This is a genomic window from Tannerella forsythia (genome assembly GCF_003860135.1).
Taxonomy (GTDB): domain Bacteria; phylum Bacteroidota; class Bacteroidia; order Bacteroidales; family Tannerellaceae; genus Tannerella; species Tannerella forsythia_A.
Genome location: NZ_RQYN01000002.1, coordinates 40,483 through 53,761 on the forward strand (window position 1 = coordinate 40,483; position 13,279 = coordinate 53,761).

The window sequence follows — 13,279 nt, forward strand, 5'->3', positions numbered from 1 at the left end:
GCAGCGTTCTTCTTGTAGTAATTTAAAAAGAAGAATGCCTATGAAAATGAGTACACCGTATGTTGCAAACGAGAATCAGAACTTGAAGGTGAAAGGGATGAACGTTGAGACTCCCGCTCCGCGTCGGGAGACATTAGACTGGATACGTCAGTTTGCACGCGTTTATACCTATGATCCCCGATTAGGTACGGACAAATTAGGTTCGTTTATCGTAAATTGAGCGCCTTTATCACTCGTTTTACAAAACACGGGAGGGTGTGTAAGAATGAGTAAAAAGCAAGGCGCTAAGGATGAGGGTGAGGGAGCATACTAAGGTATGTGACCGAGCTCGTATTTCGCAAGCAACGAAGCAGTTTGTCCGTTCTGACACACCGCTCTGTTTTTTTATAGGCAGCTACAGTTTCTTCGTTTTTGCTATCTTTGCAAAAAAATAAGAGATATATCATGAGTCATAAGATTGCCCCCTCCTTATTGTCTGCCGATTTTCTGAACTTGCAGCGCGATATCGAAATGATTAACCGGAGCGAGGCCGATTGGCTTCATCTGGATGTGATGGACGGCGTGTTCGTCCCGAATATTTCGTTCGGCTTTTCCGTATTGGATGCCCTGAAAGGAGTATGCACAAAGCCCATGGATGTACACCTGATGATTGTGGAGCCCCAGAAATTCATTCGCGAAATAGCAGCAGCAGGCGCATACATGATGAATGTACACTATGAAGCTTGTACCCATCTGCACCGTACGATTCACGCGATCAAAGATGCAGGCATGAAAGCCGGTGTCACGTTGAATCCGCACACACCGATCGGTTTGCTCGAAGATATTATTCAGGATGTCGATATGGTGTTGCTCATGTCGGTCAATCCTGGTTATGCATCTCAGTCGTTCATCAAACATTCTGTACTTAAAGTAGCCAAGCTCAAACAGTTGATTACGTCTCGAGGATTATCTACGCTGATCGAAGTCGACGGTGGGGTAAATAAGGAAACGGCTCGGCCTTTACTGGATGCCGGTGCCGACGTGCTCGTAGCAGGCAGTTACGTCTTCAAATCTTCGGATCCGATGGAGACCATTCGTGAGCTGAAAGCTTTATAGTCTTACCTTACACCTCCCTTTTATGATAGAAGAGATACAGAAGCGACCTTTTGTGAGGCCGCTTTTCTTTTGGATCGTAGGAATATTGGCGGAGATTTGTTTTCCGCTCGAACGTTGGTCGTTCGTTTTATTGCTGCCGGTTATTCTCGTTGTATCTCTTTCTTTTTTTGCTAAGGGAAAAAATGCCGAACATTTATATGACGCTCGCTGGTTGGGAGGTGTTCTGATTGCTTGCTGCTTTGTCTTTATGGCTATCCAAGCTACAGCTTTGGCCGAGCGTCGGTTATCAGAACCTCCCCAAACCTCCCGATTGCAAGAAGAAGCACAGAAAATACAGTTACGGGTGGTTGAGAAATTAAACCGGTTACAACTGTCCGACAGCGAGAAAGCTGTACTGGCGACGATTACGGTCAATTACCGGCGAACAATGACACGCGAGATACGTCATCGCTTTTCCGTTATAGGGGTAGCCCATTTGCTCTCGGTCAGCGGATTTCATGTCGGCATCGTATGCGGCTTCTTAGTGGTCTGCTTTTCTTTTTTTCCTGATCGATCATTTTTCCGATGGTTTCGGTATATATTGACGGTGATCTTGATGTGGACATTCGCCGCGATATCGGGATTTTCTCCTCCGGCGGTACGGGCAACGCTGATGCTAACGATCTTCATGACCGGACAGGTTTTTCTGCGGTCGCCGGACAAGTATAACACGCTCGCGGCATCCGCGTTCCTGATGCTGATTTACAATCCGTTCTACCTGTTCAATGTAGGCTTTCAGTTAAGCTTCACCGCGATCTTCTTCATCCTGTATATGCAACCTCCTTTGTACCGCCTGCTTGAAATCCGAAACCCATTGATCGCTATTCCTTGGGGAATATTGACTGTTACTGTTGCCGCCCAAATCGGCACCTTTCCGCTTTGTTGCTATTACTTTAGACAAAGCTCGACCGTTTTCCTGTTTACCAACTTGTTTCTTTCCCTCATCGCCACCTTGCTGATTCCTCTATGTCTGATCTGGATTCTGCTCCCCCTCTCTGTTCCCGGATCAGCCATACTGCAATCATGGGTCGAACAGTTGACGCATGGCATGATGTGGTTGGTAAACCGTTTCAGTCAGATACCGGGAGCTACATTTACACTTCGTTTTGATGAAGTTACACTGCTCGGCGTCTATGGTATCCTGTTTCTGCTCATCGGCTTTTTCCGTTCGAAGAAAAACAATTTGTTGTTTGCCGCATTGTTTCTCCTTCTTTTGCTGTTGTGCCGGCAGATTATCTGGTATTGAAATCTTCAGTTTAACTTTATCCCAGATTCCGCAATAGAAAATATAAGAATAAATTTCATTCAGGCCTTCAGCCCTCCGAACAAGGTCCGGATGTCGATACCCCACCCTTGCGGGATGGGGCTGAAATAATCCGGGCTTTCAGCCCTTGTATGCGTTGATTCGTTGTCATGCTGAATTGTTGGCTGACCGCTGAAAGAACCCTGAAAGGGCGAGATCATTCAGCCCAATGCGAAGCGTTGGGGAAAAAGGCATCGTATTTCGTCGGGGGGCTGTAGGCCTGACGTAACCATTGTCGTACATTCGTTCGTCCATTATTAATGGTAAACGCCGAACAGTATATCGCGTAATTTGGGTTTATTCCATATCCAGATAATTGACGTATCCTCTTATGGTTTTATTCAAAAAAAAGAAATCCCGAAAACGCACTGCGCTCCGGGATTTTTTTCGTTAGAAAGCGTTTGCTCATTACCGAGGCAAACCCTATCTTTTCTTAGCCTAAATACGTTTTCAGCAACCTGCTGCGCGTTCCCTGCCGTAACCGTCTAATTGCTTTCTCCTTGATCTGGCGTACACGTTCGCGGGTCAACCCGAATTTATCGCCGATCTCTTCTAATGTTACCTCCTGGCATCCGATACCGAAAAACATCTTAATGATGTCACTTTCGCGTTCGGTCAGCGTAGCAAGCGCCCTGTCGATTTCCTTCGACAGCGATTCGTTCATCAACGTTCCATCCGCATTCGGAGCATCATCGTTCACCAACACATCCAAAAGGCTGTTATCTTCGCCCTCGACAAACGGAGCATCCACAGAGATATGACGTCCGGACACTTTGAGTGTATCGGAAATCTTATCCACCGGGATATCTAGTTCCTGGGCAAGTTCTTCGGGTGAAGGCTTCCGTTCGTTCTCCTGCTCGAACCGTGAAAAGGCTTTACCGATTTTATTCAGCGAGCCTACCTGATTGAGCGGCAAACGTACGATACGTGACTGTTCGGCCAATGCTTGCAAAATGGATTGACGAATCCACCATACGGCATACGAGATAAATTTGAATCCTCTCGTCTCGTCAAACTTTTCTGCGGCCTTGATCAGTCCCAGATTGCCTTCGTTGATCAAGTCGGGGAGACTAAGTCCCTGGTTCTGGTATTGTTTCGCAACAGATACCACAAAACGCAGATTAGCTCGAGTCAACTTTTCCAACGCCCTCCGATCACCTTTCCTGATGGCTTGTGCCAACTCTACTTCCTCTTCGACTGTGATCAGATCTTCTCGACCAATCTCTTGAAGATACTTATCCAGCGAAGCGCTTTCGCGATTGGTAATGGATTTTGTAATTTTTAACTGTCTCATTCAATGAATAGTTGAAAAACATGGGGGTGCAAAGATAATACTTTTTTGTGCACGAACTGCGTGCCCCCATGTTTTTATCATTTTATAACGCTATAACAATCTCATCGACCGATTGGTTTATTCCGAGAAATTGATGGCGTAGAGCTGTGTTCTTCCATTCGGATAGAACCCTCTAATAAACAACCCTTGATCTTCAGACGAACCTTTTTGTATCTTCTCTACAATCTGGAACAAATCTTCGGGCGTCGAAATCTTCTGGTCGTTCACAACCATGATGATAAATCCTTTCCGGATACCGGCTTCCTGTACTTTCCCTTTACCGATGCCGTTCACTTCGATTCCGTAGCTTACGCCGTATTCTTTCTTCTGTGCATCGCTCAGTTCGCGGAAAGCGGCTCCCAGCATTTCGGCTACATCGCCGTTTTTCTTTACGACATCGGTACCGCCCTGCGGGTTACGCAGCTCAACCGTAAAATTCTTGATTGCTCCGTAACGGTTTACTTCAAGTTTCACTTTATCGCCCGGACGATATTTGCTGATCTGTTCCTGCAAAGCATTATTCGAACGGATGCGCACCCCATTGACCGAAGTAATTACGTCACCGACTTCGACACCGGCCTCCTTAGCCGAGCTGCGCTGAGCAAACTCTGCCACGTAAGCGCCCTCCAGCTCCTTCACCTTCTTGTCGCTCTGACTTGCTGCTTGAGCATTTTGTATAACAACGCCCAGGATGGCACGCTGCACCGTACCGTATTGCTTCAGGTCGGCCACGACCTTACCGGCGATGCTGATGGGCACAGCAAAAGAATATCCCGCGAAGTTACCGGTCTCCGAATAAATGGCTGTATTGATCCCGATTAATTCTCCTTTCGTATTCACCAATGCGCCCCCACTATTTCCGGCATTGACAGCCGCATCGGTCTGAATGAATGATTCGATTTTGTTCAGGTTGGTATTCCCCGACATGATACCGCGTCCTTTAGCACTGACGATACCAGCTGTTACGGTCGAAGTCAGGTTAAACGGGTTGCCTACGGCCAGTACCCATTCGCCGACTTTGAGTTGTTCGGAATCACCAAACGACAGGGTTTTTAAATCTTTCGCCTCGATTTTGATCAGTGCGATATCGGTGTTCGGGTCTGTGCCGATTACCTTGGCAGAGAATTTACGGTTATCGTTCAAGGTTACTTCCAGCTCGTCCGCATTTTCGATCACGTGATTATTTGTCACGATATATCCGTCGGTCGAGATAATGACGCCCGATCCTGAACCCGAGCGGGGACGCGGTGTGCGTTCCTGAAAACCGCGTCCATTCCCGAAAAAGAATTCGAAAGGATCGAAGTATTCGCCACGGCCTGATGATCGCTCTTTGACGGTCGATCGGATATGCACTACTGCATGAACGGCCATGTCGGCGGCATAGGTGAAGTCCGTATTTTCTGCCGCACTGGCATGATAGCCTGTTAATCGAAGCGGTTGTTTGAATGTGCCTTCACCGTCATCGACCAAGGCTGCCCGTACCGTCGCATTATACTTTACCATATAAGTCACTGCGCCAATGGCTGTAACAAAACTTACTACAGCCACAAAAACAACTACCAATCCTTTTTTCCACATTGTTTTCATACCTTCTGATATTTTAGTTGAACATTTAAATTTAACACTTTTCTACAACAAAGAAAACTCAAAAATGATGCAATTATTCCTTTTGAGGGTGATTTTTTAACACTTTTAACGGCTACATTCGGCACTTAACCGCGTTTAACGATAAAAAGAGGGCTTTCGCTTCATTTTAACACTTCTCATCGGTCATTTTGGCAGGCAGAAAAACAAAAAGACTACGCCCTTTCAACAAACGGCGTAGTCTCTTGAAATACAAAATCTCCGATGCCTTATTTTTTCTTCAGCATCAACATGCGGAACGCATCATTTTTCCAAAGCAGCACCAATGCGCGGAAAGCAGAATATTCGTCCGGTTCGATAATCGTTTTTTGAAGTTCAATTTCACGGCGAATGATCAACCGGTTATCTTCGCGATCCATCGTTAAACTGACTTTTCCGACCGGATTACTCATTTCTTTCCGAAAAGGGCGTGTTTCTACCTCCCAACCGTCGACGGTCAGTGTATAGCTGCATGACTCTTTGATGCGGTTAGGCAGTTCCATCGGTTGAGTACGTGTACTATTCAGTCGTAGCCGCCATGTGTCGATTCCTTTATCGGTAGTCGGTAATATATATAAGGTATAACCGTTGGTCGGTCGAATCGGTTTCTTTCGGCTGAAATCGGCTTGGTCCGTTACTTCTTCACTGTTTTTCAGGCTGCCGCTCACATTAGCCAGCGTATCATTCAGTGCAATGTTGACTTGATAGTCTAAGGTCATCTGTTTTTCGTCCAGCTGAATCACTCCTACCCCGTTTTCTCCGGTTTGCCAAAATTGGTCGCGTGTGGCACGCAGAGCCGGATCAGACGCGTCTTTACGCGAGGGAGAAAGATAGCGATCACCGGATTTCACTCGAATATCGGAAATCGCATGGACTGCGATCGGCGTGGCAAAAGACGGGAAACTCATCATAATCTGGGCATCGAGGCCAGCGGCCAGTAGCATGGAGGCCAGCAAAGTCGCTTTTTCTGACGGTGAACCGTAGGCCGATTGCAAGACCTCCCGAGGCGGACGAATCTTGGCAGACAGGAGGATCGGCAGTCGGACGGTAGCGATCTCATCGACCACGTAACGCAGGATCTCCGAGCGCTTCTCATCGGTCGTCTGCCTGTCTGCCAGCAAGATAGAAACAAGCGAAGCACATGCTTCCGGATCGACTTTCATTGCCGAGAGCCATGCTACGCCGTTTTCTCCCTCCGCATTCGAAGCGAAAAGCATGGGCGATGCCTTTCCGGCCGTATATGACTCCATCGGAAAAGCCGGAATATGTTGGAAATGCCATGCGTACGTCGTCATGCCGCTATGCTGACGAACAGTCGGCTCCCCTTTTAAGGCATTCAGGCCATAGGTAAGTTTCTCTTCCTCCGGCAGCGTAATCTCTACCTGATAATCCTTCACGGGCGAGTGCTCCTGTAGTTGTTCGGCCACATCGAGAAAGGGATAGAATCCGACGTGGGTGGTGAGCGTATAATCGAGATAGATCGTGGCACCGACTTCCAGTCCCGTATGGGTAACGACCATCTCCTTCAGATGATTATATGCGGGAGCATCGGCCGCGAAAGACGGCAGCACTTCGTTAAAGGCATTGTCGGGGGTACGGATTACCGTTCCGTCGGCTTGCTTCGTGTAAGATTCATTGATTTTCAAGGCCTGGAACTCCGGATTATAGACAATAAATGTTTCACCGTATAAATTATTGAATGCGAAATGCGTGTTCAGTTTCAATTCTTTCCGGTATCGGAAAGTCATACTTCCGTCTCTGTTCCATGTATATTGTTTAACGATTTTATCGAAAACCGCTTCCGGCTGCGCCATGGCCGTAACAACAGCAAGCAAGCCGATGATCAGTAGATTGTATTTTTTCATCTTGTGTTGTATTTACGTTTATTTCTTTTCAAAAATCAACCATTCGTCGGCTAAGTCTTTATGCGCTTTGACGGCTGTGCGGAAACCCTTCCAGTCTGCCGCGTCATATACGCGCTTGCGCAATGTCAGCTGATGATTGATGTTCACCTTATTGTTTTGCTGACTCAACGAACCGTTGAAGTCGGCAACCTCGCTTGCCAGCTTCTGCTCTTTTGCTTCGCCGCGCAGGGTATATCCTGCCGGAATGGTCATCGTTTCTTTCAGTTCTACCAGACGCGAGCAGGCGTCTTTGAACGCATAACGGCGTTCCTCCCGGTCCGTATCGATGCGCAGGTACGTACGCGTACCCTGATACAGTCGTCCGCAGATGGGGCGTAGCATGAGCACCCCGTCGCCCGTAAGCGCGTAATCGGGGATTTCGAATTTCATCGTGATACGTATCGGTCCGGCCATATAGTCTTTCGGATTGGTGCCGTAATCTACGCTCACCATACGAGCTTGCGGCGACACTTGCAGCAGTTCGTTCTCCATCGCTTGTCGCCAGTTGGTCATAAAACCTCGCGTGAAAGGACGGCGCACGCTACCGTCGGATTGTCCTTCGGCAGTCACCGTAAATTCGCCGCGCAACGTTCCATGGGCATCGAGCGAAGTACGCGCCGAAAGCTTGAAGTAATGATTTTCGGGAGGCGATACCGGCGTTTCCAGCAAGCCCGATCCTTCAGGAATGCCGGGCAGGTAATGCTGCTGTTGTTCGGCGCTTGACCAGAGCTCGCGCAGGAAAGGCACCCACGTCGGGTCGAGAGGGATGTATTGTCCGCTGGACAGCTTCACGACTGTCACGCAATGATTGAAGTGGTCGGCCGGAATCGCTTCGATGCGTGAACCGGCCATCGTCATAGCCGGATAAGCCTCGAAGCCGGCCATCCGCAACATCGAAATCAGCAGGGCCGCCTTGTCTTTGCAGACCCCGCAGCGGTCGGTAAAGTTCATTTTCGTCGTATGCAGCGTATAGCCTTCGCCTTTCCCCATCGAGATGCCGGAATAGCGTATGTTGTCGGCCACCCAGTGAGTCAACGCAGCGATTTTTTCCATCTCGGTCTTTTTTCCGCGTAACAATTCGTCGACCTTCTTTTGAGCTTCGGGGTCGGGGGCAAAACTGTTGTAATCTTCGTTCACCTTGTTAAACCAAAGCGATTTGTCTTTCCATTCGGGGGTAGAAGACATCATCAGTTTGGGCGCCACATCGAAGAGATCGACCATGTTCGGTTCTTTTACAAAAGGGTGTGCGTCGGCGACGGAGAAACTCAATACTTTACGATCGCCGGAGAGCCGCACTGACGAGCGGCATTCGCCCTGATAAAACTCATATTGTACTTCCTTCGTACGAGGCATGTCTACGGTGTAGATTTTCGAAACGGTCGGGACCGTCACCCAGAACGGTACGATATCGTAGAACTGTCCGCGCATAGGCGGAACGAAGCGCTCCTCGTCGTCGGTTGCAAGCAGGGCATAGGTAAAACCTTTCTTGCTGATTTCGTAGTCGATGATATCGCCGGCGTCGAGCGCGCCGACTTCGAGCATAATCTGCCGTGCCCCCCAGTAGATGGCACGCGCCGGCGCCGCATAGTCACAAGCCTGACTCACATCGATGGAACGTTGCGACCCATCGGCCTTATAAACCGTTGCACGGCTGAACTCGGCAAAGGCCGTCAACGGATCGTAATCGTATTTGATCACCCGGTATTTCAGCGCTCCCGCTTTGTTTTTTACTTGCACGACCTGACGAATCGTGAAACTCCCCGACCCGTTGTCGGCTACGACAACTCCGATGCTGTCGAGCAATGCGACGGCCTCGTGTTTTTTCCAATCGGCTTGTCTGGCAGCCAGCTCTTGGAGAGGGAGCCAGCTTTGCGCCATGACCGGCAAGCAACATCCGGCCATCAGCGCGATAATCATTTTTCTCATCATCCTCTTCTTATTTTTGTATCGATCCTAAAATTGCATTACAACAGCCTACACGACGAGTCAATGGAGACAAAAAGATAGGTAGGGGATGTGCCTCAAACGCTCGTTTGTTTTTGACACATCCCCTACTCTGTTTATCGGAAAAGCAATATCGGAACACAATGACCGAATTTCAATGCTCCCATAACCGCAAGGCTGAAAACGGAACTCGTTTTTACTTACTTCACAAAGTCGGCAGCCGCAAGGTAGTCGTAGCTTTTCTTGACATCTTCTTCGGGCATGCCGTCATATCGTTCGATTTCGGCATACCAATCTTTAATGACGCCCGCGGCATAAGCCTGATCGAACACGGCTTTATAATCTACCACATTTTGTGTACCAATCGCTGTTTCGTCTTTGATATGCAGCAATTGGATGCGTTTCGGATATTTCTTCATGTAGTCCACCGGATCGTATCCGCCTTTTTTCACCCAATACACGTCGAGCTCGAAGCAGACATGGTCGGCGCTGGTATGCTCCATAAGCAGGTCGTATACGGGCGTTTCATCGATCTTGCCTTTGAATTCGAAATCATGGTTGTGATAACCGAAGCGGATACTCGAAGCAGCCGTTTTGAGTCCGATCTCACTGAAATAGTCGGCGTAGCGTTTGATATTGTCGAGGGTCGCCTGTTCGCCTTTCAGCGGAGCCCACGGCATGATCATGTATTTGAATCCGGCTGCGTTGTGCGTGTCGACAGCTTTACTCCACCAAGCCATATCGGCTTCGTAGTCGCCGCTCAATTCGCGTCCGAGATGTGCGCTTGTCGCTTTCATTCCCAAATCGTCGACCATTTTCTTAAACTCGGCCGGCTCCAATCCGTAGATTTTGCCGTCGTTATACCCTGCTGTTTCCAAGTTGTTGTAGCCCATCTTGGCGACGGTTTCAAGTGTTTTCTGAATTCCGGCATCTTTTACCATATCACGCAACGAATAGAGTTGCAGACCGATATACTTGGAAGATCCGGCAGCAGCGCCACCGCTGCAAGAAGTTAAAAGTTTCGGCATTACCATGCCGCCTGCGAGCAATAAGGAAGCTCGTTTGATAAAATCACGTCTGTTTTGCATCACGAATTAAAATTTAAAGTTTGATGAATATTCTTTGCAAAAGTAACAGATAATTCTGATATGACGTAAAAAAATGTGCAAAAAAAGCCGTTTGTCGTTTAATTTTGCAACGTAAACGATTTGCGACCGATCAGATTGCCATCGGCAAAGATATCGACACGATAAGTTCCGGGCGAGAGGTATTCGGCTACATCCCAATACATCGTTACGGGTAACTCCTCGCCTTCATATTCGATCGTCTTCATCATGGAGTAGGAAATATGCTTGTTCTCGAAGGCAAATACGCCGGAGTTGGGTTTAGTCAGGATATCATCGTCCGGACGCATGATACGTACATAGATATTCTTCTCTCCCACCGGAGCCGTGATGTTTTTAGCCAGATGGAACGTAAGTACGAGTTGCGCGATTTTGTCGATCTTTTTGGCGTCCTTGCCGCGCGAAGTTACGGGGCGTATGTGTATGGCGGTGGCGTCCATGCGGCTGGCCAGCGTTACGCGTTCGGTAAGTTTTTCTTTTTCACGCGTTAGTTGGGCGGCCGCCGATGTGGCCTGGCGGTATTGCTGCGTCACCCGTTCGTTTTCGTTGCGCAGGCGTCCGTTTTCGGCATTCAGCGAATCGATTTGTATGACATAATTCCGCATGATTTTCCGGAGCGTCTCCAATTCTTTTTTCAACTCCGTGATGCGTCGCGTATTCGTCGCCTTGACCGTGCGAAGCTCCTCCATCAGTCGTTGCACCTTCATCTGTTCGGTGGTCAGCAGCGCTACGAGCGAATCGTTGCCTACGCTGAATTTATATCCTTCGTATTGAAGGGAGAGTTCGGCATATTCATCGGAAAGTTCTTCTTTTTCGAGCGCGAACATTTCGGCCATGTCTGCCATCTGCTGCCGCTGGTGATAAATGACATAGCCCACGGCGACGAGTGCCAGCAGCACGATGACGATGGCCATGATCAAAAATGTTTTTTTCTTGATTTCTTTTTCTTCCGAATTCATACGTAAACAATCTATTCGGGGGACAAAGATAAGAAAGTTCGGCTATTAACCATTGGTCAATGACAATTTTTCTTACCTTTGCGACCTAAAATCAGCTTTAGACGATTATGTACGAAAAAATTATCATTCTGGATTTCGGTTCGCAGACGACGCAGCTTATCGGTCGTCGCATCAGAGAGCTTAACACGTATTGCGAAATCGTGCCTTATCATAAATTTCCGTCCGATGCTTCGGGCGTCAAAGGGGTGATTCTCTCCGGAAGCCCCTATTCGGTGAATAGTCCCGAGGCTTTCAAGGCCGACCTGAGCGCCATCCGTGGACAGTATCCTGTGCTGGGTATCTGTTACGGAGCGCAGTTTCTCTCGGCCACAAGCGGAGGGAGTGTCGAATCGGCCGACTCGCGCGAGTACGGTCGGGCGCATCTCTCGTCGCTCGACACGAACGACCCGCTGCTTCACGGAATCGCTACGGGAACACAAGTCTGGATGTCGCACGGCGATACGATTACCCGCCTGCCGGAAACGTTTCGGGTAATTGCCAGTACGGACGATGTGGAAGCTGCCGCTTTTCACATCGAGGGCGAACAGACGTGGGGCGTACAGTTCCATCCGGAAGTATTTCATTCGACCGACGGCACGAAACTGCTGGATAATTTTCTGAACATCTGCGGATGCAAAAAGAACTGGACGCCGGCTTCGTTCATCGAATCGACCGTACAGGAGTTGAAAGACATGCTCGGCAACGATCAAGTAATTCTGGCGCTTTCGGGCGGCGTCGACTCGTCCGTAACGGCCGTGCTGCTTCACAAAGCCATCGGCAGAAACCTGACGTGCATTTTCGTCGATCACGGGCTGCTTCGCAAAAACGAGTTCGAGACCGTATTGAAGGATTACGAACACTTGGGACTGAATGTGATCGGGGTCGATGCAAAAGAAAAGTTTTACAAGGAGCTTGCCGGTGTAAGCGATCCGGAAACGAAACGGAAGATTATCGGTAAGAACTTCATCGAGGTGTTCGATGAAGAAGCGCATAAACTCGAAGACATTCAATGGCTCGGCCAGGGAACGATTTATCCCGACGTAATCGAATCGCTCTCCATCACCGGAACGGTCATCAAGAGCCATCACAATGTGGGAGGGCTGCCCGAAAAGATGCGACTGAAACTCGTCGAGCCTCTGCGCCTGCTCTTTAAAGACGAGGTGCGCAGCGTCGGCGCCGAATTAGGGATGATGCCGCACCTGCTTAAACGCCATCCGTTCCCCGGCCCCGGCTTGGGCATACGCATCCTTGGAGACGTCACTCCGGAAAAAGTACACATCTTGCAAGAAGCCGACCACGTGTATATCTCCCTGCTGCGCGAATGGGGACTGTATGATAAGGTATGGCAGGCCGGCGCTATTCTGCTGCCGATACGGTCGGTAGGCGTAATGGGCGACGAACGCACCTACGAAAACACGATCGCTCTGCGCGCGGTAACCTCGACCGACGCCATGACGGCCGACTGGGCACAACTGCCCTACGAGTTTCTGGCCAAGGTGTCGAACGAAATCATCAACAAGGTAAAAGGCGTGAATCGAGTCGTTTATGACATCAGTTCGAAACCGCCCGCAACGATTGAGTGGGAGTAAAAATTCCGATATCCGAGCAAAAAGGTCCGATGCCGAACTAAAAAGGTTCAATGTCGAAGCAAAAAGGTTCGATGTTGAACCAAAAAGGTTCGATGTCGAAGCAAAAAGGTCCGATATCCGAGCAAAAAGGTCCGATGCCGAAGCAAAAAGGTTCGATGTCGAAGCAAAAAGGTCCGATGTCGAAGCAAAAAGGTCCGATGCCGAACTAAAAAAATCGGATATTCAAAACCAAAGAACAGGTCATTATGAAGCCTGCATACTGCGCGCGGAGTAAACTTTTCATTTTTCGCAGGCGGTTTGCGAATCTTTGCTAATTTTGCAGCCATT

At 48.8% G+C, this 13,279-nt stretch carries 11 protein-coding genes; 5 read left to right on the forward strand and 6 right to left on the reverse strand.

Annotated elements, in window-relative coordinates; genetic code table 11:
• Positions 1 to 40 precede the first annotated feature (40 nt).
• The 3 genes from EII41_RS00855 to EII41_RS00865 all read left to right on the forward strand — a co-directional run bounded on the left by EII41_RS00855 (position 41) and on the right by EII41_RS00865 (position 2,380).
• Positions 41 to 220, forward strand: coding sequence for a hypothetical protein (locus EII41_RS00855; RefSeq protein WP_124750306.1), 180 nt, complete (start codon positions 41 to 43; stop codon positions 218 to 220).
• 224 nt (positions 221 to 444) lie between these two features.
• A complete protein-coding gene (gene rpe / locus EII41_RS00860) occupies positions 445 to 1,095 on the forward strand; it encodes a ribulose-phosphate 3-epimerase (RefSeq protein ID WP_124750305.1) in 651 nt (216 codons plus the stop codon).
• A 22-nt stretch (positions 1,096 to 1,117) separates the two neighbouring features.
• Complete coding sequence (locus EII41_RS00865; RefSeq protein ID WP_124789046.1) at positions 1,118 to 2,380, forward strand: ComEC/Rec2 family competence protein; 1,263 nt, start codon at positions 1,118 to 1,120, stop codon at positions 2,378 to 2,380.
• A 490-nt stretch (positions 2,381 to 2,870) separates the two neighbouring features.
• On the opposite strand, the gene EII41_RS00870 is transcribed toward EII41_RS00865, so the two are convergent.
• From EII41_RS00870 to EII41_RS00895, 6 genes are all read right to left on the reverse strand, one after another.
• Positions 2,871 to 3,731, reverse strand: coding sequence for an RNA polymerase sigma factor RpoD/SigA (locus EII41_RS00870; RefSeq protein ID WP_124750303.1), 861 nt, complete (start codon positions 3,729 to 3,731; stop codon positions 2,871 to 2,873).
• 117 nt (positions 3,732 to 3,848) lie between these two features.
• Positions 3,849 to 5,357: a Do family serine endopeptidase gene (locus EII41_RS00875; protein WP_124789047.1), complete on the reverse strand. Its 1,509-nt coding sequence runs from the start codon at positions 5,355 to 5,357 to the stop codon at positions 3,849 to 3,851.
• Between the two features lie 266 nt (positions 5,358 to 5,623).
• On the reverse strand, positions 5,624 to 7,258 hold the full coding sequence (locus tag EII41_RS00880; protein ID WP_124789048.1) for a DUF3857 domain-containing protein: 1,635 nt from the start codon (positions 7,256 to 7,258) through the stop codon (positions 5,624 to 5,626).
• Between the two features lie 18 nt (positions 7,259 to 7,276).
• On the reverse strand, positions 7,277 to 9,223 hold the full coding sequence (locus tag EII41_RS00885; RefSeq protein WP_185711793.1) for a DUF3857 domain-containing protein: 1,947 nt from the start codon (positions 9,221 to 9,223) through the stop codon (positions 7,277 to 7,279).
• Between the two features lie 218 nt (positions 9,224 to 9,441).
• The gene (locus EII41_RS00890; RefSeq protein ID WP_124789050.1) at positions 9,442 to 10,329 is read right to left on the reverse strand and encodes a sugar phosphate isomerase/epimerase family protein; all 888 of its coding nucleotides are present in this window, start codon (positions 10,327 to 10,329) and stop codon (positions 9,442 to 9,444) included.
• A 98-nt stretch (positions 10,330 to 10,427) separates the two neighbouring features.
• The gene (locus EII41_RS00895) at positions 10,428 to 11,324 is read right to left on the reverse strand and encodes a hypothetical protein (RefSeq protein WP_124750298.1); all 897 of its coding nucleotides are present in this window, start codon (positions 11,322 to 11,324) and stop codon (positions 10,428 to 10,430) included.
• A gap of 107 nt (positions 11,325 to 11,431) precedes the next feature.
• On the opposite strand from EII41_RS00895, the gene guaA reads away from it, so the two are divergent.
• Positions 11,432 to 12,952, forward strand: coding sequence for a glutamine-hydrolyzing GMP synthase (guaA, locus tag EII41_RS00900; protein WP_124750297.1), 1,521 nt, complete (start codon positions 11,432 to 11,434; stop codon positions 12,950 to 12,952).
• The gene (locus EII41_RS00905; protein ID WP_124789051.1) at positions 12,939 to 13,226 is read left to right on the forward strand and encodes a hypothetical protein; all 288 of its coding nucleotides are present in this window, start codon (positions 12,939 to 12,941) and stop codon (positions 13,224 to 13,226) included. The genes guaA and EII41_RS00905 overlap by 14 nt, the downstream gene beginning before the upstream one ends.
• Positions 13,227 to 13,279: the final 53 nt, after the last annotated feature.